The sequence below is a fragment of the Reichenbachiella sp. genome (genome assembly GCF_965223055.1).
Lineage (GTDB): Bacteria > Bacteroidota > Bacteroidia > Cytophagales > Cyclobacteriaceae > Reichenbachiella.
Map to the genome: position 1 here is coordinate 203,898 of NZ_CBDCVM010000003.1, position 25,579 is coordinate 229,476.

The 25,579-nt window shown below is 41.0% G+C and carries 22 protein-coding genes; 13 read left to right on the forward strand and 9 right to left on the reverse strand.

Annotated features, from left to right (window positions below; genetic code table 11):
• Positions 1-8: 8 nt before the first annotated feature.
• From ACOQO5_RS01325 to ACOQO5_RS01345, 5 genes are all read left to right on the forward strand, one after another.
• Positions 9-2,009 (forward strand): glycoside hydrolase family 97 protein, encoded by a 2,001-nt coding sequence (locus ACOQO5_RS01325; RefSeq protein ID WP_420579875.1) that lies wholly within the window; start codon positions 9-11, stop codon positions 2,007-2,009.
• A complete protein-coding gene (locus ACOQO5_RS01330; protein ID WP_420579876.1) occupies positions 2,009-2,767 on the forward strand; it encodes an alpha-amylase family glycosyl hydrolase in 759 nt (252 codons plus the stop codon). Before ACOQO5_RS01325 ends, ACOQO5_RS01330 begins: the two co-directional genes overlap by 1 nt.
• A 96-nt stretch (positions 2,768-2,863) precedes the next feature.
• Positions 2,864-3,376 carry a hypothetical protein gene (locus tag ACOQO5_RS01335; protein WP_420579877.1) on the forward strand — a complete coding sequence of 171 codons (513 nt, stop codon included), beginning with the start codon at positions 2,864-2,866 and terminating at the stop codon, positions 3,374-3,376.
• A 285-nt stretch (positions 3,377-3,661) separates the two neighbouring features.
• Positions 3,662-4,696, forward strand: coding sequence for an MFS transporter (locus ACOQO5_RS01340; RefSeq protein WP_420579878.1), 1,035 nt, complete (start codon positions 3,662-3,664; stop codon positions 4,694-4,696).
• A 321-nt stretch (positions 4,697-5,017) separates the two neighbouring features.
• A complete protein-coding gene (locus tag ACOQO5_RS01345; RefSeq protein ID WP_420579879.1) occupies positions 5,018-5,221 on the forward strand; it encodes a hypothetical protein in 204 nt (67 codons plus the stop codon).
• Between the two features lie 66 nt (positions 5,222-5,287).
• Here ACOQO5_RS01345 and ACOQO5_RS01350 read toward each other — a convergent pair whose 3' ends face one another.
• The 4 genes from ACOQO5_RS01350 to ACOQO5_RS01365 all read right to left on the reverse strand — a co-directional run bounded on the left by ACOQO5_RS01350 (position 5,288) and on the right by ACOQO5_RS01365 (position 8,506).
• The gene (locus ACOQO5_RS01350; RefSeq protein ID WP_420579880.1) at positions 5,288-6,016 is read right to left on the reverse strand and encodes a DUF6090 family protein; all 729 of its coding nucleotides are present in this window, start codon (positions 6,014-6,016) and stop codon (positions 5,288-5,290) included.
• A 304-nt stretch (positions 6,017-6,320) separates the two neighbouring features.
• Positions 6,321-7,160, reverse strand: a complete 840-nt coding sequence (locus ACOQO5_RS01355; RefSeq protein ID WP_420579881.1) for an NAD(P)H-binding protein — start codon at positions 7,158-7,160, stop codon at positions 6,321-6,323.
• A 4-nt stretch (positions 7,161-7,164) separates the two neighbouring features.
• Positions 7,165-7,560, reverse strand: a complete 396-nt coding sequence (locus ACOQO5_RS01360; RefSeq protein WP_420579882.1) for a DUF5367 family protein — start codon at positions 7,558-7,560, stop codon at positions 7,165-7,167.
• An 88-nt stretch (positions 7,561-7,648) separates the two neighbouring features.
• Entirely contained in the window at positions 7,649-8,506 is an 858-nt protein-coding gene (locus tag ACOQO5_RS01365; RefSeq protein ID WP_420579883.1) for a helix-turn-helix domain-containing protein, read from the reverse strand.
• 276 nt (positions 8,507-8,782) lie between these two features.
• Here ACOQO5_RS01365 and ACOQO5_RS01370 point away from each other — a divergent pair, with 276 nt between their 5' ends.
• Entirely contained in the window at positions 8,783-9,355 is a 573-nt protein-coding gene (locus tag ACOQO5_RS01370) for a hypothetical protein (protein ID WP_420579884.1), read from the forward strand.
• Between the two features lie 736 nt (positions 9,356-10,091).
• Here ACOQO5_RS01370 and ACOQO5_RS01375 read toward each other — a convergent pair.
• Entirely contained in the window at positions 10,092-10,409 is a 318-nt protein-coding gene (locus ACOQO5_RS01375) for a hypothetical protein (RefSeq protein WP_420579885.1), read from the reverse strand.
• 14 nt (positions 10,410-10,423) lie between these two features.
• Positions 10,424-10,699, reverse strand: coding sequence for a hypothetical protein (locus tag ACOQO5_RS01380; protein WP_420579886.1), 276 nt, complete (start codon positions 10,697-10,699; stop codon positions 10,424-10,426).
• 242 nt (positions 10,700-10,941) lie between these two features.
• On the opposite strand from ACOQO5_RS01380, the gene ACOQO5_RS01385 reads away from it, so the two are divergent.
• The 5 genes from ACOQO5_RS01385 to ACOQO5_RS01405 all read left to right on the forward strand — a co-directional run bounded on the left by ACOQO5_RS01385 (position 10,942) and on the right by ACOQO5_RS01405 (position 18,009).
• Positions 10,942-11,457 (forward strand): DinB family protein, encoded by a 516-nt coding sequence (locus ACOQO5_RS01385; protein ID WP_420579887.1) that lies wholly within the window; start codon positions 10,942-10,944, stop codon positions 11,455-11,457.
• Between the two features lie 21 nt (positions 11,458-11,478).
• Positions 11,479-14,421 (forward strand): protein O-mannosyl-transferase family, encoded by a 2,943-nt coding sequence (locus ACOQO5_RS01390; RefSeq protein WP_420579888.1) that lies wholly within the window; start codon positions 11,479-11,481, stop codon positions 14,419-14,421.
• A 237-nt stretch (positions 14,422-14,658) separates the two neighbouring features.
• Complete coding sequence (locus ACOQO5_RS01395) at positions 14,659-15,219, forward strand: TetR/AcrR family transcriptional regulator (RefSeq protein ID WP_420579889.1); 561 nt, start codon at positions 14,659-14,661, stop codon at positions 15,217-15,219.
• 53 nt (positions 15,220-15,272) lie between these two features.
• Positions 15,273-16,151: an alpha/beta fold hydrolase gene (locus ACOQO5_RS01400; protein ID WP_420579890.1), complete on the forward strand. Its 879-nt coding sequence runs from the start codon at positions 15,273-15,275 to the stop codon at positions 16,149-16,151.
• 154 nt (positions 16,152-16,305) lie between these two features.
• On the forward strand, positions 16,306-18,009 hold the full coding sequence (locus tag ACOQO5_RS01405; RefSeq protein WP_420579891.1) for a hypothetical protein: 1,704 nt from the start codon (positions 16,306-16,308) through the stop codon (positions 18,007-18,009).
• Positions 18,010-18,050: 41 nt separating this feature from the next.
• Here the strand turns inward: ACOQO5_RS01405 and ACOQO5_RS01410 are convergent, their stop codons facing one another.
• On the reverse strand, positions 18,051-19,019 hold the full coding sequence (locus tag ACOQO5_RS01410; protein WP_420579892.1) for a zinc dependent phospholipase C family protein: 969 nt from the start codon (positions 19,017-19,019) through the stop codon (positions 18,051-18,053).
• 99 nt (positions 19,020-19,118) lie between these two features.
• Between ACOQO5_RS01410 and ACOQO5_RS01415 the strand changes: the two genes are divergently transcribed.
• Both ACOQO5_RS01415 and ACOQO5_RS01420 read left to right on the forward strand, forming a co-directional pair.
• Complete coding sequence (locus ACOQO5_RS01415; protein ID WP_420579893.1) at positions 19,119-20,441, forward strand: D-alanyl-D-alanine carboxypeptidase/D-alanyl-D-alanine-endopeptidase; 1,323 nt, start codon at positions 19,119-19,121, stop codon at positions 20,439-20,441.
• A gap of 3 nt (positions 20,442-20,444) precedes the next feature.
• Positions 20,445-20,873 carry a DUF3995 domain-containing protein gene (locus ACOQO5_RS01420; RefSeq protein WP_420579894.1) on the forward strand — a complete coding sequence of 143 codons (429 nt, stop codon included), beginning with the start codon at positions 20,445-20,447 and terminating at the stop codon, positions 20,871-20,873.
• Here ACOQO5_RS01420 and ACOQO5_RS01425 read toward each other — a convergent pair.
• Together ACOQO5_RS01425 and ACOQO5_RS01430 are read right to left on the reverse strand one after the other, a co-directional pair.
• The gene (locus ACOQO5_RS01425) at positions 20,870-22,219 is read right to left on the reverse strand and encodes a TolC family protein (RefSeq protein WP_420579895.1); all 1,350 of its coding nucleotides are present in this window, start codon (positions 22,217-22,219) and stop codon (positions 20,870-20,872) included. The genes ACOQO5_RS01420 and ACOQO5_RS01425 overlap by 4 nt on opposite strands.
• 143 nt (positions 22,220-22,362) lie before the next feature.
• The gene (locus ACOQO5_RS01430) at positions 22,363-25,578 is read right to left on the reverse strand and encodes an efflux RND transporter permease subunit (protein WP_420579896.1); all 3,216 of its coding nucleotides are present in this window, start codon (positions 25,576-25,578) and stop codon (positions 22,363-22,365) included.
• Position 25,579 lies beyond the last annotated feature (1 nt).

Sequence of the window (25,579 nt, forward strand, 5' to 3'; positions counted from 1 at the left end):
CCATACTTATGAAAAGAATATTACTACTTGCTCTCACACTCCATTTAATAGGATGTGCCTCGGATAAAAAACAGAACAAAACATCGTTTTCGTCTCCAAAGGGAAAGCTTTCGATGCAATTTTATCTGACTGAAGATGGAGTTCCTGGCTACCTGACCAATTATGGAGATAAGGTAATTGTAGACAGCTCAAGGCTGGGTTTTGAACTAGGTAATGATATTAGCTTGAGCAATGGGTTTGAGTTGGTCAACGCACAGACTGCCACCTTCGACGAAACCTGGGAACAGCCCTGGGGAGAGCAAAGATTGATCAGCAACAACTATAACGAATTAAAAATTGAATTGGTCAATGCCGATCAAATCAAACTGAATGTCATCTTTCGTTTGTTCGACAACGGCATAGGATTCAGATATGAATTCCCTGAGCAAGAAAAACTTGGAGAGTTTGAAATCATGGATGAGTTGACTGAATTCAACATGAGTGCTGATCACGACGCTTGGTCTATCCCGGCCTATGCTGGCAATAGATACGAATACCTGTATCATAAGGCGCCAGTATCCAAATTCGACATGGTTCACACACCATTGACGATCGAAGCCAAAAACGGCCTGTATTTCCATTTGCATGAAGCGGCATTGTACGACTATCCAAGTATGGTGGTGAAAAACTCAGGCGGCACCAAGCTCAAATGTGATCTGATCCCTTACAGCAAAACCAATCCGGTTAAAGCTTATTTAAAGGCTCCATTCTCTACACCATGGAGAACGATTCAAGTGGGTGAAACACCTGGCGATCTGATCACCAATTACATGATTTTGAATCTGAACGAACCAAGCAAAATAGAAGACACCTCTTGGATCAAACCAGGCAAATACATCGGTGTATGGTGGGAAATGTTCATTGGTGTGGGTACCTGGCATCAGGGGCCTAAACATGCCGCCAATACCGAAAACGTGAAGAAATACATCGACTTCGCTGCAGCTAATGGTTTTTCAGGTGTGCTGGTAGAAGGCTGGAACTACGGCTGGGATGGCAACTGGATGGGCGGTGGCACCAAGTTCGAATTTTCAAAGCCATACCCAGACTACGATATTGAATTCCTAAGCAAGTACGCGGCCGACAAAGGCGTTTACATCATCGGCCATCATGAGACCGGCGCGGACACCGAAAACTACGACGAGCAGCTAGAAGAGGCTTATCAGTTTCTAGAAGACCACGGCATGAAAGCCGTAAAAACGGGCTATGTAGAAAATGGAGATACACTTCCCAATGGATTCTATCACCACGGACAATACTTCGTCCAGCACTTTCAGCGGGTGATAGAAATGGGCGCTAAGCACAAAACGATGATCGTAGCGCATGAGCCGATCAAAGACACGGGTAAGCGTAGAACCTGGCCTAACATGGTCTCTCGCGAAGGCGCCAAAGGTCAGGAGTACAATGCTATGGGTGGAAGCCCTACAGATCACGTAGTGACGATTCCTTTTACACGATCTTTATCTGGGCCTTTCGATTACACACCGGGAGTGTTCGACATCTTACTCAAAACCACACCGGATCAGGTGAAAACCACGATCGGAAAAGAACTGGCACTTTATACCATCATATATGCACCCATGATGATGGCGAACGACTTACCTGAAAACTACGAAGGACATCCTGCCTTTGAGTACATCAAAGCGGTGCCTACAGATTGGGAAACCACGAAAGTCATTGATGGGAGAATAGGAGATTTTGTGACCATTGCTCGTCAGGAACGCAACACGGACAACTGGTTTGTTGGTAGTATTACTGATGAGAACCCAAGAGCGTTTAAATTGCCGTTAGATTTCTTAAAAGATGATGTGACTTACCAAGCGACGATATATGCGGACGGAGAAGATTGTCACTATATAGACAACCCTACTTCCTATCAAATCAGCGAAATGGAAGTGACCAAAGCTACCATTTTAGATATGAAATTGGCTGCCGGCGGTGGAGTAGCAATTAGCCTATACCCTAAGAACTAATGACAAGAATTCAATTATTAGCAATCATATTTCTGGCCTCGTTATGTTTTCTATTTGCCTGCGAGCCTTCAGAACAAAAAACGAAGGAGTCAAGCATTACATTTCCTGAACGAGCAGCGGACATGACCATTTATGAAGTCAACATCCGTCAGTACACGCCAGAGGGTACCATCAAAGCCTTTATGAAGCACCTGCCCCGCTTGAAAGAACTTGGGGTAGAGATGCTCTGGATCATGCCGGTACAGCCGATTGGCCAGGAGAATAGAAAAGGGTCACTGGGTAGTTATTACTCCATTTCTAATTACTCTACGGTTAATCCTGAATTTGGTACACTGGATGACTTCAAGGCTTTAGTGAATGAAGTCCACGACCTGGACATGACGATCATTTTGGATTGGGTGCCAAACCATACGGCCTGGGATCATCCATGGATTAAGTCCAATCCGGAATATTATGCCAAGGACAGTTTGGGCAACATCACCTACGAAGCCGATTGGAATGACATCGCCCTCCTCGATCACACCAATGAAGGCACCAGAAAAAGTATGATCGAAGAAATGAAATTTTGGGTCACCGAAACGGATATTGACGGCTTCAGGTGTGATCATGCCGCGCATGAGATTCCGCTATACTTCTGGGAAGAAGCTACTGCCGCCCTTGACCCGCTAAAAGATCTCTTTTGGCTGGCAGAATGGGATGAACCACAGACTTCATACCAGCTTTCCATGCCTCTTATTCCTGGGAGCTTTTGCACTTGACGGAGGACGTGGCGGAAAAGAAGAAAAAACTGCGCATGATATCGATAAGTTCATCCAATAAAGACCTGGCCAAATAACGGGAAAAACCCATTCCGAATGACGATCACTACCAATCATGACGAAAACTCATGGGCGGGTACGGTCTTCGAAAGATATGGCGAGGGACATCAGGCCTTTGCTACCTTTATCTTTACGGCCTATGGCTTCCCGATGATCTATAGTGGCCAGGAAGTAGGTTTGGATAAACGACTGCTATTCTTCGAAAAAGATACCATCCAGTGGGACGACCCAAATAAGCTCACTCCTTTTTACAAGGAATTGGTGCAAATGAAAAAGGACAACGAAGCCCTTTGGAATGGAGGCTACGGCGGCACACCCAAACGCATCAACAACGACGAGTGGATTTATGCCTTCAGTAGAAAAAAGGGTGGGAATCAGGTCATCGGATTGATCAATATGTCTGACGCGGAACAAACGTTTAACCTGACAGATGCGTCAGTGGCAGGCACCTATACGGATCGGTTTTCTCAGGCATCTTTTACCCTGGCAGCAGACCAACCGATCGTCATGAAGCCGTGGCAATATTTAATCTTTGAGAATAACAATTGATGGAAAAGAGACGACTGAGCTTTTGGGAAGTATGGAATCTAAGTTTTGGATTCCTGGGCATCCAGATGGGGTTCGCCCTGCAAAGTGCTAACGCGAGTAGAATCCTACAAATCTTTGGTGCTGACGTAGAAGAGCTATCCTGGTTTTGGATTGTAGCTCCTCTGATGGGACTGATCGTACAGCCGATTGTTGGACACTATAGCGATAAAACCTGGACCCGAATGGGTAGAAGAAAGCCCTTCTTCCTGACCGGCGCCTTTGATTTCAGCTGTAGGACTGATCGCCATGCCCAACGCCGGAGCGCTCACCGCCATCTTCCCTGCCCTGTGGATCGGAGCCGGCATGCTCATGGTCATGGACGCAGCCTTCAACATTGCCATGGAACCCTTTCGTGCCTTGGTGGCGGATATGATGCCAGCCGATCAACGAACGCTTGGGTTCAGCATTCAAACGGTGCTTATTGGAATCGGTGCGGTAGTAGGATCATGGATGCCATACACCCTTACCAACTGGTTTGGCGTATCCAACGAAACGGTAGTCGGCCAGGTACCGCTCAACCTTATTCTGTCCTTTGTCATCGGTGCAGGAATATTGGTGGGTAGTATCATTGTCACCATCCTTACCACCAAAGAATATACGCCTGAGGAATTGGCGTCTTTCAACGATGCTCCGCATGACGCTCCTAAAGAAGAAAGCCTACTCCATATCTTCACCGATTTCAAAAACATGCCTTTCACCATGCGACAATTGAGCTGGGTGCAGTTCTTTTCCTGGTTTGGGCTGTTTGGGATGTGGGTGTACGCCACCCCTGCCATTGCCCATCATGTGTATGGCTTACCGCTGAGTGACACTTCCTCCAAGTTGTATCAAGATGCCGGCGACTGGGTCGGTATTCTGTTTGGGGTGTACAATGGTGTTTCTGCCATATATGCTTTTTTCCTCCCAGCTATAGCTGAAAAGATCGGAAGAAAATCAACACACACGCTCTCGCTTGTTTTAGGTGGATTGGGATTAATCAGTATATTTTTCATTGCCAACCCCATGCATTTGATTGGTTCCATGGTGCTCATAGGCTTTGCCTGGGCCAGCATTCTGGCCATGCCCTATGCCATGCTAGTAGGATCAATTCCGGCGTATAAGATGGGGGTATACATGGGTATCTTCAATTTCTTTATTGTGATTCCACAAATCGTGAATGCACTGATTGGCGGTCCACTAGTCAAGTATCTTTATGGCGGCAATCCCGTATTTGCATTAGTCACCAGTGGTGTGGCCTTTGTCATTGCCGGGCTGCTCAACCTCAAAGTCAAAGACAGTTAACTGTTTATGGGTTGTGTCTTTGCGAAAAACTATCGATTAAAAGGTTCGTGGGGACACGAACCAAGGGCAGATGAAAGATAATTTTTCATGAGGACACGAACTAAGGGCGATGAAGGATAATATTTCGTGAGGACACGAACCAAAGGAAATGAAGGATAATTAAAGGTATTATCAGGAAACTGATAGATTTTAGTGAATAGTAAGGAAGTCTTCTCGATGATTATCGGGAGGACTTTTTGTTTTCATAACTGACAGACTGACTCTTTTTTAGCTCTGGCAAAACATTTGATAGATACTGATTCATACTAAACCTAAAAAAACATGAAAACATTCGCCATCATTTTATCCATTCTGGGACTTTCGATTCTGGGCTATATGATCATCCTGGGCGGCAAAGCAGACACTACCCAGTCCAGCAGCTGCATGCATCCCAGCAACTTCGACAAAGCTCCTACTGAACAAGTCGTTCAATTGAAAGAAAAAGAAGATCAAGATATTCCTAAATGGGAGGAGTTGGGTGGGTGACGATCTGGTATATGAAGCGTAGTGACTGAACCTGAGTCAAGTTTCATTTCTATGGTTGTGATTGCGTTATTTTTTAATCTTGATTTCTTGTTCAATCATCCCAATCAATTCATACTGCAATTGTTGTAAATTCTGATATAGGCCAATAAACCCTTTTTGAGTTAGAATGTACAAATTAATTGTTTCTTTGAATGAATTATCATTCATGAGTGCATTTAAATCCAATGGTTTTGATTTCCGCTCATCAATGCGCTTTACTTTCGATATCAGTTGAGGTAATAATATAGAATATTTCATTTCTTCTATATGTTCTGACTCCATTCGAACTACGAAGGGATATTGTTGTGCATACAATTCATGTATTTTACCACGAAGACTGTCATTTTCAATTAGATCAAAGCCAATTGATTTAAGATTTTCATAACTCGATCTCACAATTGCTATTTTACTTAGGTATGTATTTAAATGACTATAGTGTACGGCCATAGAGTCATTCCAAGTTATTCTGTTTTCAAGTTGGTTTTGAATTGCTTCAGCAGATATAAGTACACTTGTGTTACGTGCAATATTACCTGCCATATCAATGGAATCCGTTTTGAGGTTTCCATGCATTTCAGTTAATAACTTGTATTCTTTATTTCGGTTTTTGCGTTCGTCATTCCAATTGTTAATTTGGAGAGCAATCAAAATTCCAATAACAACAAGGAAGATTTCTCCAAATACATAAAAAAGATACTTACTTAAGTTATTTTCAGAGAGCAGTTTTTGTCTAATTTTTCTAAAGAATTTTATCATTGCCTAATGGTTGGTCATGATGAAGCACAACATTCGGGTATAGTGCATATGCACTATACCCGCACTGCATCAATACCACAATTTTTAAATTTTTGATTTTTCTAAAAAAGAGCTGTTACCCAAGAATAAGACTTTTTAGCTTGGGATCAAAGACCAGTGGTGGCAAAGGTCCTTGAGGGATTGCCACGTCGCTCCTTTCTTTTATCAATACATGGTTCTCCTCGCAATATCGGAATGAAATCAAAACAAAAAGTGCCACAGCAGAGATCCTCTACTGCGGCACTATATCAGCACATAGGCAAGTTTATGCCGTTTCCTTCCTTTCAGGATTCCAAACGCCCGTTTGCTGAGTTTCTCTGGCGTATTCAGAAAAGTCTTGGGGTGGCCTGCCCAGTACCTTTTCTACATCACCAGTCACCACATCATTGCCTTTGGCATCAAGCACATTGGCAAACAGGTAATTGATGAGCCAAACATAATCCTCAGGCACACCGGCCTGCTCCAGAAATTTGATATAATCTTCTAATTCAACCGCAGCAAACGAAATCTCTCTCCCACTCACTTGGGCTATCTCTTGAATTACCTGCTCAAATGTCATCAATCGAGGGCCTGTCAGTTCATAGATCTGGCCATTGTGATTATGGTCTAGCAGAGCCTCCACAACCACATCCGCGATATCGTCTGTGTTCACATAAGGCACCATCGCTTCCGGCTTAGGCAAGGCCACATGCCCTTCCAATATAGGGTCCAGAAAGAAACTCTCACTAAAATTTTGCATAAACCAACTGGCTCGCACGATGGTATAATCCAGTCCGGAGTGAATCACCACCTGTTCACACAGTTCTGCTTCACGCTCCCCTTTGCCCGAAAGAAGGACCAGTTTTTTCACTCTGGCTTGTGCCGCCATTTTGGTCAAGCCTTCAATGGCATCCAATGCCCCAGGAACTGCCAGATCTGGCTGAAAGGTGATATACACTTTATCCATACCCCTCAGGGCTGTCGCCCAGGTTTCAGCGTTTTCCCAATCGAATGCAGGCTCTGCATTTCGAGAGCCAATTCGCACCTTGTGTCCGATTTTTTTGAGTCGTTCTACGACTTTGCGTCCGGTCTTACCGGTTCCTCCGATAACTAATATGTTGTCCATAGTTTTATTGATTAATTGTTTTTGAATTGATGTTCGTGTTCCAGTAGAGTAGAATGACCAGCAGACATTCCATAGCGATCAGCCAGAAGGTGATCGCTCCAAAAAACTCTTGGTAGCTACCGCCATAAGGAATGATGAAATAGGGCACCGTGAACAGGGCATCCATCAAAATCAAAGTACTTACTATGATAATGCCTACTTTTAGCCCATGTCTAGATCCACTCCATTGGTAGTACAGATGCGTTCCCAACCAAACGGTTGGAATTAAAATGGTCGCAAGCGTTAGATTGGCTTGAAGTTCCAAGTCCTCAAGCACTGGTAGGTAATAAGAGAGTGTAAAGAAGCTCACCCCTACCACCCAGATTAACACTGCGATAATGATTGCTTTGATTGTTTTCATTGCTTTGTCTTTTTGTTGATGAGACAAAGCTGTAGCCAATCCTATCGATTGATTTGTTTGAAAAGGAGTACGATTTGTTCGAAAAGGATTATCCCTTTATTTCGCTCGGACGAAATCCGAATTTCTTGGAAAAGGCATTGGAAAAAGAGCTGAGACTGTCATAGCCCACATGCCAAGCGGCTTCCTGAATAGTCATTTGATTCGAGCGAATCAATTCATTGGCTGTAGTGAGTCTTTCATTTTGAAGGTACTTAAATACCGGAACTCCAAAGACGGCTTTGAAATTCTTTTTGAGCTTGAAGGTATTGAGTCCAATTTCTTTAGACAGCTCGGATAAACTGGGCGGGTGCTCCAGGTTGTTGATAAGTATATCCCTGGCCTGTTCTAGCTTTTCTCTTTCACCAGTAGGTATGGTTTCATCTGTGAGCAAAGACAGCTCTCCAAAAAAATGTGCCAAAAGGGTATTGATCTGACTTCTAAAAAACATCATTTTAGCCTTGCCCTCAAACCTGGAATGAAACACCTGATCCACAAGAGACTGCATCTCCGGTGTCATAAAAAAGCTGGGCCCTTCCACATAATGATCCTTGGGATGTACCAGCTGATTGAGCATTTCACCAAAAAGCTCCCCTTCCAACTCAGGGAGATTATCTATGCTGTTCATAGAAGTGGCAACTACCAAGCATTCGAGTGGTTTGTTGGCTGATACGGTATGAACAAATTCCACCACATCGTCTGCATAAAATGAAAGTACTAGTCCTTTGGTATGACTGAAATGCTTTTCAGCTTTCCCATACTTCACCTTAAGATCTACATCGCCAGATCCGTAAAAAGCTACCGCGATGACCGACTCATCAAACAGGCAGGCGTCCACCGTAGGCTTTTCTGCTTCACCTGTTTCTACCAAAATGGTGAAGTCGTTGATGTCGATGATATCCCGAGTCATAAATAATTAAAAGGATTAAGTATTCGAAGATAAATAGAAAATCAAAAAAGTAACTTGCTTGTCTATGAGTGCACCAGCAAGGGCTGAAATTTTGCCTTTAAAATTGGAAGGGTGTTTCTTAACGACCAGATATGACGCTGTGCCTCTGGACTCAATTAATTCCTTCTAAAGTAGCAGATTTGCAGATCACTTTCAAACTGGAATCTAGAGGAATGCATCCATATCGTTTGTTAGCAAGTGTTTTGATTTGGCTTAATATTAATCCATCTTAGATTGATGAAGCCTTTTGAATACCTCTCTGCATTCCTTGTCTTGTTTCAAGTAGTAACAATGAGTGAATTGACTCTAGGTCTAGCTTACGCGTTGAATGGTTGGTCAAATACACAGTTTTATCCCTTGCATTCTCTGGTTGTTTTTATTGGATACATTGGGACAATGGATATCGTTATTAGAATGTTTTATTTCAAGAAAATTAAAGTTTGGAATTTTTGGAAATTTGCATTGGGCATTGTACCAGGTGTTTGTTTGTTAATGATCGCAAAGCTTTTATTTCCAGAAATAGATCCGCCAGAATCATATGATTTTGAACAAGTTTTTCTTCGAAACAGATCGTTTATTTTTCACCTGACCAGCCTTTATCTCATATTGATTAGTATGCCCTATGTTATTCTTTTTAAGACGAAAACTTGGATCCAAAATTACGTCCTATGGATTATGGCAATACTGTATATTGTAACAAATTATGCAGAGGCTCAATGGTTGGATTATTCGTCTCTTGTTTGTGGGATAATTATAATAATTAGTATGAATCTGATTCGTCCTCCGAAATTAAAGGAAGAGTCACGTTAGAGTGATACTTGCTAATGTTGAGGTAAATATATATGATCTGGTGTTTTGAAAAACGAAGAGGGTTTTCATAATATGCCTTGGCTTGAAAATTCCTCTTAAGATCATTGAATTTACCGATTGTTGTGTTGAGATTTTTTCTGCGTTTCTATAGCGCTTTAAATTTACGTTACGGCAGTATAAGTAATGACAGAAAAAAACGTAGTGACTTGCATTTCTCCTTCCAGCAAGGCCTCTAATATTTTTACTAAACTCAATGGATCGATTACGGCACGGTATCATCTGTTGAGGGTAGGCAGCAGAGCAAATAATAAAACGATGGATTGAAGTTCTTTTCCAGTTATCCGATTACAAACGTTTAATAACGGATATTGTCCTTGGAATAGGCTAACTTCATCAAGTCTTTGAGACGTTTCGACACGTCTACAAGTAGTCCCTACTTGCACGGTCTCACCGCTAAGACTTGAAAACCAGGCTACCCCTGGTTTCTAAATTCAATCCATCTCCGATTCTGCTGAAAAATATTTAGGCCAATACTACGAAATGAAAGTTATTCAATACAACGCCGATACATCATTCGTGCGTTTGTTATTTGGTTAAGTTTCGGATGCAATATAGCTGAATCTGGGATTCAGTACATACCTTTTCAATTCTCATGGGCTGAATCGCAGATTCAGCGGGGCTGGAGTAAACTCAAATCTTTCCTCTAGCACCTAGTAGCATGAATTGATGTATGATGTTAGCTATTGTATTTCTTCCATTTAGTAACTCTACCTATTATTCTATTCACCTTTGATCTCCCTTCTTCACCGATCAGTTGGGGTAATTTCTTGTTGATACAGAATAGTTCATATATTCCTAATAAGTCCTTTCTATTCCCATATTCAATTTCATCGATTACACCAATCAAATCCGCATGAGCATCTCCTTGTTCCGAATGGTTAAAACTTTCCTTCCCGTACTTTTTATCAATAATTTTTTCAACCAATTTGAGGTCATCAATTAGTTCGGAAATTTCCCATTTCAGCCAGTAATCTTTTTTTGTGATACCAATCATTCTGTTGATAAATACTAATCCATATTAAGAGACTTTATAACCCATTCGGATTCAAAGTCAGCAGCATCCATTTCAACTCCGTTTAATTCTTCAATTTTTACTGGTTGGTCACCAAGGCTTCCGTATGAATCACTCCAATGGCTTTCATCAAATTTGATTCTATTAGAATTTTCAAAGACTTCTACTTGACGTTTTACATAGTTGTCTTCTCCTATTTCCAAATACCAAATTGACTTCCCCCAATCTTCATCAAAAGTAAATTCGTTCCAATGGATCTTTAAATATTTCATTATAGCTAACATTTATGTAAGTGTAACGAGTTACACTTATTTCTTATATATATGTACATGCATTTAAACAAATAAAAGCACCGGCACCTATAATAAGAGCTACTTCTCAATAATAGAACTTTTTGCCTGAAGTACAAAGACTGAGTACAATAGAAGGCCACTAACTCTTGCGATAAAACCACCAAATTCTGAAACCAAAGTCCTGATTCTTACGATTAGGAAGGGAGTACAACCAAGAACTTATGATCACAAGAACAAAATGGTTTGATAGAACATTTGAAACCATCGCAGACAGCTCGCTCTTATTAGACATTATCGAAAGGCTGGAAGGCACCGGTCTACGAATCGAGCACAAGCTCCACAATAGTGGTAGCGCCTATCTGCAATCCACCGCCAACAACAAATGGTCTATTAAAAAACAGATCGGACACCTTGGTGATTTGGAACCGCTATGGCTGGAGCGCATCAAGCAGATCAAAGTGGGAGAGCCTCATCTCAAAGCAGCAGACTTATCTAACCGTAAAACCGAGGAAGCCGCTCACGACGACAAAAAAGTGAAGGAGCTCATTGCGGATTTCACTGCACAACGTGAAAAAATGATTGCAGAACTCCGTGCTTGCACCTCAGATCAACTACAAAATGAATCCAAACACCCCAGACTTGATCAACCGATGAAATTGGTGGACCTGGCCTACTTCGTAGCCGAGCACGACGATCATCATCTAGCAACCATACAAGAAATGCTTAATAACAAATAAAATTCCCCAAACCACTCGACTATGAACTTCAACAAAACCAACAATCTCATTGGCTGGCTGCTGTTTTTAGGTAGTACAGTCCTCTACCTGGTCACTTTAGAATCTACCGCCTCGTATTGGGACAGCGGGGAGTTTATCGCCGCCAGTTATAAGTTGGAAATCCCACATCCACCAGGGGCTCCGTTGTTTCTACTAATAGGCCGACTATGGAGTATGATGGCGCTGGGAGAAGTGCAGTCCGTGGCCTTTGCTTTGAATAGCTTGAGTGCGGTGACCAGTGGTTTGGCTGTGATGCTTTTGTATTGGAGCATCGTGATGATCGCGGAAAAATTGATAAAAAAAGTATCGAAAGAAACTTCGCCTGGTCTCTTGATAGCCAGTGGTGTAGTAGGTGCTTTATCATTTGCATTTTCAGATTCGTTTTGGACATCAGCCACAGAAACTGAGGTTTATGCATTTTCCATCTTTTTGACTGCGTTGGTCTTTTGGGCCATTTTGAAATGGGAAAAAAAAGAAGAAACAGCAGATCAAAACCGTTGGCTGATCTTGATAGCCTATCTGATGGGGCTGTCAGTAGGTGTGCACCTACTCAACCTATTGGCTATACCAGCTTTGGGTTTGGTATATTATTTCAAAAAATATAAAAAACACTCCATCTGGGAAGGTACAGCTGCACTCGCACTATCCTGCTTAATTCTGGTAGGCATTTTATACGGTCTAGTATCGGGTGCCAACCTGGCCAAGAGTTTGGAAGTGCTCTTCGTGAATAATTTTGGTCTACCCTTTGGTTCCGGAGCATTTACGCTTTTGGCCCTATTCATAGGTGGATGGATTTATGCTATTGGTTATACGCAAAAGAGAGTTTGGGTGAATGCCAACACACTGGTTCTCGCACTTGGCTTTATTATGATTGGATATTCTTCTTATACTTTGGTAATGGTGAGAGCAGACAACAACCCTCCGATCAATCAGAACAACCCTAACAATCTACTCGGACTGATTTATTATCTCAATATGGAGCAGTATGGCACCCGTCCTTTGCTGTACGGAAAGCACTTTGATGCTAGTCCGATAGATCAAAAACAAGGCAAAGCGTACTACGAGATGGGAGAAGGTCGCTATGAGGTAAAAGATCATAAAATGGAGTACATCTACCGAAATGAGGATCAAATGTTTTTGCCTCGCATGCATAGCAGTATGATGCCACAGCATGCACCTGCTTATCGCAGGATGACTGGCTTGAAGAAAGGCGAAAAACCGTCCTTTGCAGACAATATTGGTTTTATGCTCTCACACCAAATCGGTCACATGTATGTGCGCTATTTGCTTTGGAACTTTGCAGGAAAAGCTAATGGCATTGAAGGAGCCAGTTGGCTGGGACTGGCAGATTCATTTGAGCAGTGGCCAGATTACCTGGCCAAAGATCAAGCACGGAATAATTACTACATGCTTCCTCTATTTTTAGGGATTGCTGGCTTGATTCTGCTATTCAGGTCTGACCGAAAACAATTGTACGTCACCGGCATGCTGTTTATTATGACGGGCCTGGCCATTGTCGTTTATATCAATGCGCCACCTGTTGAACCAAGGGAAAGAGACTACATCTATGTAGGTTCATATTACGCCTTTTGTATTTGGATCGGACTTGGAGTGATCAGTCTATTTCAGGTGTTCAAATCCATACCTAAACTATCAGTCAATCATTCCTTAAGATTAGCATCATTGACTGCCCTAGTCATTCCTGGTATTTTGTTGTTTGAAAACTTCGATGATCATGACAGAAGTGACCGTTACCTCAGTATAGATCAGGCCAAGACCATGTTGGCTTCGTGCGACGAAAATGCCATTCTATTTACGGGTGGTGACAACGACACTTACCCGCTCTGGTATGTTCAAGAAGTGGAAGGATTCAGAACTGATGTGCGTGTGATTGTGATGAGCTATGCCAATGCTGATTGGTACGTCAATCAGATGTATAGAAAGGTGAATGAATCGGAAGCCTTGCCCTTGGCACTATCAAAAGAAAATTACAAGTCGGGCGGGCTAAATGACTATTTACCTTTAGTAAAAAATTCAAAGATCAATGGTGCGATCAGCGCTAAACAGTATCTAGGCCTGATAGAAAAAGAAAGCAAAGCACTACGAGCCAGCACAGGTTTTGGAGAATTGAACACAACGCCCTCTGATAGTTTTTATATTCACTCGGATTTGGCGGCGGTAAAAAGCAAGGTACCCGAACGATTTCATGACCTAATGACCAATAAACTGGAAATTAAACTCAAAGGCAAAGCACTGGAAAAAAAGGATCTCCTGATCCTCGACCTGATTGATTCGAATGCCTGGAAACGACCGATCTATTTCAACTTCACCTCTTTGAATAGTGTAAATTTCGACTTTAAAAAAAATGTAGTTCAGGAAGGCAGCGCCTATCAGTTGCTGCCTTTGATCAATCCAGACGACGACAGCTTGCTAGTAGATGAAAAGAAAATGTATGATCGATTGGTCACTAACGGGCTATGGCGCGACTACAAAGAAGACGCTCCTTATTACTCGGATTATTACCGAAGCATGTTGATGAATCAGCGTCACCAATATAATGAACTGGCTCGAGTGCTGCTAGATACGGGTCATGTGGAAAAAGCGAAAGAAACGATAGCCTATGCACTGGAAGTTTTTCCTCAGCGACTGGCTCCTTACGATCTTTCCCATTTGGAAACTACGAACATCCTTTTGACTTTGGGTGATCTATCTACAGCCAATCACATTGCAGATACTTTGGCAGGTCAGTCTCAAAACAAATTAGACTTTGCCGTGAAGACTAAGGATTTGGGTTCATTGCATACCAGGAGAAGTTTATATACACTGAGAAAACTGGCCGTCATGTATCACCGACAAGGATATTCAGAGCGGAGTAGTGAATTTGCAAAGTTGTTTGAACAATATGCAGAGAAGCTGAATAGCTAAAGCTTATAAAATTGCCTCAAAAGCCCCATGAATTGTCAGGCTGAGGTACTCGAAGCCTTGCTGCTAGACATAGGCAGGCATTTCGAGAGCCTCAATGTGACATTTCTTAGACGGTGCGGGCTTTTGAGAGAAAGTCATGAATTAAAAATATTTTATACCAATCGGTATATTTTAAGAAATTTTGATTATCATTGCATTGTTATGCTGACAAAAGCCGAAAAAACAACACAATTTATATTGGAAAAGGTAGGACCCTACTTTAACAAGCACGGCTATACCGGCACCAGTATGTCAGCGATCACAGCAGCCACTGGCCTCACGAAAGGTGCTATTTATGGCAATTTCAAAGACAAAGAAGACTTGGCGCTCCAAGCCTTCAACTATAATATCAGACGAGCCATGGCAATTTTGACAGACAAGATGACCATGGATGCTGACGGCTTAACCAGACTCAAAGAGATCACCCGTTTTTTTCGAAAATACTATGCTGCCGAAAAGTTACATGGCGGATGCCCTATGATGAATGTGGGTATCGATTCACTTAACCACAATAATACATTGTACAAAAGAGTGGTAGAGGTCATGAATAAACTTATAAACAACATTGCCAACATCATTGAAGATGGGAAAAAGGAAGGGACTATAAAACCAACTCTTGATTCAGCGAAATACGCCAATAAAATCTATGCGCAAATCCAGGGTGGTATATTCATCACCAGCATGCTGAAAGATGAAAATCATCTTTCAGAAATGATGGCGCATGTGGATCAAATGATCGATAATGAAATGATAGTATAAAAAAAATTTGAACTTAAATATACCGATTGGTATATTAATTAAACAGAAAAACCATGATTAAACTTATCCAAACCTATTTCAAAATTGCTTCAGCAATCGCTCCGCGAATGGCCGGCAATCAGGCTTTCGAATTATTTCAAAGACCATTAAATAAAAAAATACGTCAGAAAGAAATGGCGTTCTTTAGAGTAGCTAAAATGTTTAAAATCAAGCATTACCTGGAGGATATTCAATGTTATGAATTAGGCAATCCAGATGGACAACTAGTGCTACTGGTCCATGGCTGGGAATCTAATGCAGCAAGTATGTCTGCTATTGGCCTGAAATTAGCCGAAGCTGGACATCATGTTATTCTATTCAACCTTCCTGCTCACGGTTTTTCCAAACTCAAAAAAGCCAATATTAAAATATGCAAAGAAGTGCTACTGGAAGTAATTAATCATTTGAATCCAAAACAGCCATTCTCTATCGTGTCTCATTCCTTTGGTTCTGCCGTAACAGCATATGCGCTATCGAAAACTACACATAAGGTAGACCAATTAATATTCTTAACTAGCCCAAACAAGATCACACAAATTTTTGAGGACTATGCCAGTTTCATCAAGCTGAGCAAAAAGGCACTTAATCAGCTTTGCCATAAAGCAGAAAATCTCTTACACGAGCCATTAGAAGGCATTAGTGCTGATTCATTTCACAAGAAAATCAGGTATAATCGATTGCTCTTGATTCATGACACTAATGACAAGATCATACCAAAAGCCAATTCTATAGCTATCTACAACCAATGGCCTAAATCAGAACTTCATTTTATCGAAAATACAGGACATTACAAGATGCTCTGGGATAAAAAAACGCTCGATCGAATCTCAAAACAATTTTCTGATAACAAAGATGAAAACCAAGATAAAAGTTTGTATGCACTAGCCTTTTAATCCCATTATAGTATTCCCTATGCGTAGTCAACAAAACTACTCTAGGGAATACTCATTTCTAAGTATTTTCCATTTTCTTCATTTCAAAATTTGAATTCAATTTTGCATCCCAATGCCTAGTTAATATCTTGTGGTTAAATTAATCTCACGAACTATGTTTTTAGCCAAAAAACCCGTAACAAGCCTACTTTTCTCATTACTTCTCTTTGCGAGTACCTCTTTCGCGCAACAACAAGAATTCGTCGAGTTGTTTAGCCAACTCGAAGAAGCTGTAGGAACTGTAGAAACTAGCAAGTACAAATACGAGCCTGAATTACTATTCGAACACACAAGTGTGATAAAGTATGGTTTTACCAAAACAAGTACTAAGGGGACAGCCAATTCTTATGCTTATGAACTAAACCTTGCGGATATTGATCCATACACCGTTCGTGAGAGCACAGAACGAGATCTTATAGTTGTGAATGTCAAGATTAAGAACAGTCAGGACTTGATCAAAGCTTTTGAAGATCAGGAAGTGAAAAATTATACTGAAGAATTGCAGATAGTAGCTTCGGACATCAACAATGCGAGAAAAATCAGAGAAATAATCGAAAAAGCCATTCCCATTGCTGAAAAAATCATGCTCAATAAATTGAGTTTAGATAATTACGATGAAATGCTTGACTGGCTGGCTAGCAATGTAAAAGATGCCACATATTCTGATGAAGTATATGCACAATCACTACAACCGGATCCTCAGTATGCAGGAAAGGTAAACCTAAGTATCGTAGAAAGCGGACGTTCATCCAAACAAGCAGACTACTCATTCAATCTTGCCGATATTAATATCAACACGGTTCGCTTCGATATCAGCGGATCTGAATTTGGATTAGAATTTGAAACTAAAAGAAAACATAAACTGATTAAATATGCAGAAGATGGTGAGTCGAAACCATTCATTGATGACATTGTGATTAAGACCAACAATGTGGAAGAAGCGAGAGATTTACAAACCGTATTGACACTCATCATTCCAGAAGCAGAAAAACAAGTAGAAAGCAGTTTCCCAACATTTGCCACTAAAGATGATGCGTTGGCTGCAGTCAGTTCAGGCACGAAAGTACTCACCTATGGTGGAGATACATATGAACAGACTTTTAATTCAGATTGTTTGGCTGAATATGTAATTACTGAAATATCTGAAAGCAAATCAGAAAAAAAACAACATAATTTCAATTGGATTGATATCAACGATAAAGTGATCGACTATGACATTAGTGGTTCTAAAATGTACATTGAACTCATCACCAACAAAAAACAAAAGTTGATGAAGGTAATTGAAAATGGCGAAGTGGACCCGTACGATGAATCATTCAAACTTTACTGTGAGGATGCAGAAAATGCGCGACGTCTTCAATACGCCATTAAAAAATCCATTGAGCTATGTAGAAAAGACTATCGACCAGACGTTCCTAGTGATGGGCTTAAGGCTAAGATTGATTGGTTGACAGGCGCTGTGAAGGAAGTTCGGGAAGGTGGTGATACTTACAGCCAGAATTTGACTTTGGTCGAAGATGGAGATCTTAAAAAATTCAAGTTCACGAAAATTGAGATTGACGAAAAAGGCAGCACAGAACTTATCTATGAACTCAATTTCGCAGATCTGAATGAAAGAAATATTGACTTTGATATATCCGGAAGATCCATTTCGGTGGTGGTTGAAACCAATTTCAAAGAAAAAATCATCAAATACTACAAGGACGGCGAAATTCAAAATTATGAAGATGAATTTACCATTCACGCCAACAATGTAGAAGAGTCAAGAAATTTAATCAAAGCATTGGTTGATATTGTAACTCTATCTAAAGGAAAATAATGTATTACACAGAAGGCTCATGTTGTAATGAGCCTTCTGTGTTAATTATGTTCACGGCTTTTAATCATTCGCTTTTCCCACTTCTTCTTCTCCTCTTCCATTTTTTTCTTTTCCTTTTCTCCGATTTCCATGGACAACAGCATCTCCACATCTGGCTGACCGGCATCTACCCAACAGGTAAACCAAATATCCCCTACCATCTTGACGCTGGCTCTCATTCGACGTTCTACCATGCCATCTAACATTTGATTGTAAGCGTGCGAATACTTTTTTGAATAGACTTTCACTGTAGAATTGCCTCGTTCTTCGTAAGAGTATTTTTTACTTTCTGGGAATCTTTTAGACAATTCTTTTTCAAAATGAAGGACAGAATCCATAGCCAGGTGTGCGGCAGTTACCGCTGCCCAAGCTCTCTCTTGGACATTCTCTACATATTCTGCTTTGCCTACAAAAAAATCGTAGTCCTCGGCATAAAGCTCTGGAAGTCTCGATTCCCAAAATCCATGAATACCATATTGACCTGTCAGTTGGCCGTTATAATTTTCCGTAGTATGCAATGGCACATTAGAATCTCCTATATAATGACCGATATCTGCTGAGTATCTAAGAATCTTGTCCAGATCGCGTGCTTCAAACGCTTTGGTCAACTGATGTTTCATTAATGTGATGTGCCAAGGCACTATACCATAGGCCTGCAAAGTATCCTCGGTATATTTCTCTACAGCATCCAACCAATTGTGAGGTACAATGTGCAAGGCACTGTCGCCGTAGACATCCAAATCGATATAGTGTCTGGGCGCCTCATAGTCTACAGCATACCTTCGTTGATCCGGGTTTATTGCATTTTCAGTCAAGTAGACAATATGTTTCTTGTAAAAACCAATAAGCTCCGGTGGAATAGTAAAAACAGCCAGACGGTTGATTCTACGATGCGCATAAAACCCCCAGCGATAAGACGACATGGCGATGCTGGATATTAAAATCAAGAAGAGAATGAAGTTCTTTTTCAAAAATCAAGAAGTCACGTTTAGATTCAACTAAAATAAAAAGACTTTCATAGTATAATTATTCCCCGAGCCATTAATTTTCAGTTCTATTGCAAGTAATCTATGACCCGTAAACAAGTACTGTTCTTTCTGGCCCTATCCATTGTTCTTTCTTCTTGTGGCGCAATCAAAGGAGTGACCAACAAAAAGATGATGAACAAAAGTTTATCAAAAGCTACAATGTTTGACAGTCACCTCACCGGCTTTGCACTTTACGACCCGGCAGACAGTACATTCCTATACACCTGGAATGAGAACAAATACTTCACTCCCGCTTCCAATACCAAATTATTGACCTTCTATGCCGGTCTTACACTTTTGAGGGATTCTATCCCAGGTTTAAAATACACTTACAAAGGAGATTCTTTGTTTTTTACCGGCACTGGGGATCCTACCTTTCTACACCCTGACTTTGAAGATCAGGTCATATTTGATCTGTTGATGGATACAACGTACAGTTTGCATTATGTAAAACCACAATTCAAAGACGAACCATTTGCACCTGGTTGGTCATGGGAAGACTACGAGTATTACTTCCAACCAGAACGAACGGCATTCCCAGTGTATGGCAATACTATTCGCTACGTCTATGACTCAGTTGGAGACAAATTCTTTGTGGAGCCCAGTTTCTTCAAGGATTTTGCAGAAATACGTGAAATAGACTCTGAAAAACTCAGTCCTTATCGACTACAAAACACCAATATCTTCAGCTTTGCACCAGATACTGCTAGAAGCGCTTACAAAAACAGTGTTCCATTTAAAACTTCAGATGCACTGACAGTTGCGCTGTTGGAAGATACGCTCAAAAGGAGAGTAAATTGGGTGGAGGATTTTGAATTTGAGCACTCGAGACTGGCCTACAGTCGCTCGTCCATGGAGCTCTTTGCTTTTATGCTGAAACGCAGTGATAATCTAGCCGCAGAACAAATCCTTTACCTCTGTGCCACAGAAATGCGCATGCCGTTGCAGGCAGACCCTATCCGGTTTTTCACTCAAGAGCAAAACCTGAAAATTTACCCAAATCCACCCATTTGGAAAGATGGAAGTGGTCTCTCTCGATACAATCTGGTTACCCCCAGGAGCATGATTGCTGTATTGAATTATATCTCCTCAGAAATAAGTATAGAACAAATGAAACAAGTGCTCGCTGTGGGAGGAAAAGACGGAACACTCAAGAATTGGTATAAACCAAAAGCAGGCGAATCACCATATGTTTTCGCCAAAACAGGCACACTCAGCAATAATCACAACCTTACAGGAATCATTCATACCAAATCCGGTAAAGACCTATTTTTTAGTTTCATGAATAACAACTACGCTTCAAGCTCAAGACCAGTGAAATTAGAAATGGAAAAGGTGATGAGACTCATCTATGAAAAATACTAAAACATGAAATCCACAAACCCTTTTATTCTCATTCTGATATTTTCCTTTCTAGCCGGAATTCATTTTTCCTGGGCCATGGGAAGCTCTTGGGGATTTATGGCTGCGCTACCGACTACTACTGATGGCGATTTATTGTTTAGACCTACACCTGCAGAATCGGCCACTGTGGGGGCTGGATTTATGGCTTTCGCCATCTACTATTTAATCCAGACCAATTGGATAGCTATAGAGCTTCCAGCTAAAATGAATCGAATCATTGGGTGGATTATCCCTTGTATTTTTCTTTTAAGAGCCATCGGTGACTTTAAATATGTGGGCATTTTTAAGCCACCAATGCAAACTGAATTTGCTCAAGCAGATTTTTTCTTCTACTCCCCATTATGTCTTCTAATAGCTCTCTTAGGTTTCGTGATTGTGAAACCTAACAACTAGTTATCACTTAATATACCCCCACTTAAACGAAGCAATTCCGTCTTAGATTCTATCAAGTCGTAAATAGATTGATAGTATATCAAGGCTGTTTGCAAGTAGGTGATTTGGAGATCTCTGTAGTTGAAAGAATTGATACTTCCGTTGCGATAACGTTCCTCGCCCATATCCAAATTCAAATCAGCAGTTTCTAAGTTGACTGCCGCAATGCTATTCAAATTCTGACGAAGGTTATATCTATCATACGTACTGAGCAATGAATTATCCAAAGTCAACTCTAAGTCTTTGATTTGCAACTGTCCAATTTGCTCTTGAATTCTAGCATTTTTGATCTGATTCTTTATTTTTCCTCCATTATAAAGCGTAAAAGCAAGTGTGAGGTTTGCAGACAAGGACAGTGTAGTCGTGTTAATAGCTGAAGTCTCATTTGGTGGTGCGCCAATCGGGGTTCCCAATTCCAGGTGATTCCATCCATTGCTGCCAGCCAAATTCAAAGTCAGCCTTGGATACATCGCAGACCTTGCTATACCAATATCTTTTTGTATGATTTCCAAATTCACGTATTGATTCCTCAAATTGCTATTGCTTGATTTCATAGCTGCAGCCAATTCATCCAAACTAAATTCTGTATCCTGAATTGCCAGTGAGTCAAGGAAGACGTACTCCTTGTTTACTTCCTCAGCTAATAAAAGATTCAAGTTTCTAATCGCATTTTTGTGATTCAATACTTGAGTTATATAATTAGAAGAATCGGTCAGGTAGGAGTTCTTATCACGAAGAATATCAAAGGTCACAGCACTTCCTAAATCTCCTTTCAACTTCACATAATCATACCTATCTCTTGAGAGGTTAAGTGTATTGGCAAACACTTCAGTTCTTCTTTCCTCTAGCAAAACAGTGTAATATGCCAATATGATGGCCTGTACAGTATTTTCAATGATAATCAACGCATTTCCTCCGGATTGCTCTTCGAGCAACGCGAGTTTGCCTTTAGTCATGCGGACATTCAACCCATCGAATAAAACCCAGTTGGCCTGAATAGAAGGTGTAACGTCAGTGGAAACATTGGACCCACCGAATCTAAATGGGTTGTCTGTTTCTGTATCTTGATAATTGATCGATGGGCTCGCATTAAATGAGATATTCGGAAACATACCTGCCTGTCCCCAAGTATTCAAATTAGCTGCTTGCTCTTGCTTACTTTTTTCTATCTGGATGGAAAAGTTGTTCGCCAGTCCCATTTCGATCGCCTGAGACAGCGACAGTTGATCCTGAGCCTTCAATACATTTCCTAACAATACACCTACCAGAGCTAGTACCCAGGTAGTTTTCCTGATTTGATTATTCATTTTTTTATTCTATCGAACAATTAAAAATTCGAATTAATATTTCGTCTTGATCAATCCCCCATTCCAACTACTTAGGATTCAAAAGCAGCTTCTCTTCCCCCTTTTCAAAGGGGGCAGGGGGATTTGCGGTCCGACATCGACCGCTAATACTCCGCCAATTTTTTCCCTTCAATGATGGCTGGTTCTACCTCTTCCTTGGTCGGTTTTAGAATTTCTCTATGATCTCCAAAAAAGACACCTTTGACGCTCAACCAAATTCCTCTAAAGAACCAAGTGACATACACTTTGATATCATTGAAACACAAGATCATTACAGGAAAAAAGAAAAGAATAAAAAGTGTACCAAACAATACTCCATAGGCTAATGAAATAGCCATAGGAATGATAAACTGTGCTTGAAAACTTTTCTCTAATATCAATGGAAAAAGACCAGCTACCGTGGTGAGCGAAGTCAATAGTATCGCTCTAAATCTCGCCGTACCTGCCTTATTTATAGCGTCCATGACATTCATGCCATCTTTGAGATTTCGATTGTATTGATCAAGCATGACCACAGCATCATTGACAATGACACCTGACAAGGCCAGCATACCGTAGAAACTCACAAATGACACTACTGCATCATGAAAAAAGTGTCCGAATGCCGCACAAGCCCAACCCAGTGGCAAAAGCACCAATATCAAAGATGTCTGATAAAATGACCTAAAGTTCAAAGTGATGAACAGTAGCATAAACAAAATTACTGGTACCAAAATCGCCATAAAAGAATCAGTTTGTCGCTGCGATCCTCTCGATTGCCCTTCGAAACTATATTCCAACCCTGCATATTTATTGACAATAGGTGGCATGATCTCATTAGTAATCTTATCCAAGATTGGCGGAAGTGTTGTCTTAGAGTCAGCCAATTCTGCATACACCTGAACAGCCCTTTTACCGTTAAAGTGATTGATACTCGTGATCCCACGGCCGATGTCATAGTCGGCCAATTCTGAAAGCGGATACTCCGCACCATTTTTTTTCACCTTCATCGATTCCAATTGAGTAATACTCAGTCGATCTTCTTTTGGATATCGCACCCATACACGTATTTCATCTGTATTCACCTGAAGGCGTTGTACTTCTTCACCAAAGAAGCCCTGACGAATCTGTTGGGTAATATCATTTTGAGTCAAGCCCAAATGATAGGCCAATGGTTTTAGTTTTAATTCTAATTCTCGCTGCCCAGCAGAGGCATCATCTCCAACATCAATCAAATCTGACATTTTGAGCAAGGCATCTTTCACTTCCTCTTTGGCCTTTTCCAAATCAGGAATGTTCTTACTCTTCAATGAGATTGCTACTGGTTTACCCCAATAGTTGGCCGCACCTACGCTAAACTTCTCTGCCTCAGGAACCAATCCTATTTCTTCACGCACCTTTGACGCTATCTCATATCCAGATATTTTATTTTCATCAAGATTATCAAAATCTATTCTTACGGCTCCTGTATGAGATCCTGTGTTTTGCCTATCTGAAGTAGAACCCAACTGCACATCCACATCCGTCATGATGGTATCTTTGATTCGTCCTTCATCTAACATCTGCTGATGCACCTTCCAGATCGATTTTTCAAATCTCCATAGGTATTCTTCCGTAACCGTTTCTCTCGTTCCGGGCTTCAACACCAAATCCACATTAATATCATCAATAGGCGGTCGACTGAATGGAGTGAATTTGATAATACCACCGGCAAACATGCCAATGACCAATATGATAAAAACGAAAGGACCCATGAATGAAATCCATCGATACTTTAATAATCTATTGATAAATGAGGAGTACATATCAAATCGCACATGATCAATCATTTTCTCCATCCCTTGTCTGAAACTATGATACCACCCATCTGTTTTTCGTCCTTCCAGCACCCATTTGTGAGACAAGTGAGCCGGTAAGACAAAAAATGCTTCCACCAATGAGAAGGCCAAACAAGCAATCACTACGATAGCCATTTCCTTGGTAAAGCCATTGTTGTCCAAAAAGATCAATGGCATAAAAGCAACAATAGTGGTCATCACAGAAGTGAATACCGAAGGAAGCATTTCCATTGTACCATCTATAGCCGCCTCATGTGGCTTCTTTCCTTTCTCGAAATGGGTATAAATATTCTCTGCGATTACGATACCATCATCTACCAATATCCCTACTACAAGCAGCATGCCTGTAAGGGTAAGCATATTGATAGTAATCCCAGCCATATCACCAATGATGAACATGGCACAGAACGATATGGGAATACCCATAGCCACCCAAAAAGACAATCTTAGCGACAAGAATATACCAAGCGTGAGAAGTACAAGTACGAGACCTGTACCAAAGTTTCTTATCAATAAATCCAATCTATCTTCAAGCATTGAATTGAAATCAAAACCCATCGATAGCTCTATATTCTCTTGTCGAGAATTAAATTCTTTGACATAATCATCCAGAAAGACCGAGATCTTTTCGATATCTTCTTCTGGCAACTTTTGTACTGCTATATTAATTGCTCTTTGGCCGTTGGAATAATACTTATTTGGTACATCAGCGAATTGCAATTTCACATCAGCTACTTTTCCTAAATGGAGTTTAGTACCATCTGGGTTGGCCCTTACGATAATTTCGTCTAGTATGCTAGGGTCAAATTCTTTCGAATTGGCTCGAATACGAATCTCTTCATCTACGGTCTTGATTGATCCACCAGATACATCCCGATTGTTCATTCGAATCGCACTGGCTACATCTGCAAAAGTCAGATTATACCTTCTAAGGTCTTGTTCTCTCACTTCAATAGAAATTTCCAAGTCGGAAAATCCCGAAACTCTTACTTGCGATATAAATCCCGATTTCAAAAAGTCATCTTCTACCTGCTCTGCAGCTTTTTTTAATTCCAGTAATGAAACTGTTCCCCTGATCCCCATATAGGCCGCCATACTAGTAGATTTTTGTTTGGCTACTACAGGTTTTTCTGCTGACACAGGGAAAGCATTAATTCGATCTACGGCATTTTTTACCTCGGTAGTCAACTCATCCAGGTTATAACCATCCTTAGAGCGTATACTTATGTTTACAAAATTTTCAGACGAAGTAGAAGTCACCTCTTCTATTCCCTCTAAACCTTTTAGCGACTCCTCAATCTTAATAGTCACGCCCTCCTCCATCTCTACCGGTGAGGCGCCTGGATATGAGACATTGACACTTACATAGCGTGCCTCACGCTCAGGAAAGAAGGATTTCTTCAGATTGAAATAATATGTTCCCATTCCTCCAAGCACGCCCACCAGAATAATGGCGTTGGCCCAGATTGGGTATTTGACAAAAAATTCTACAACCTTTCTCATG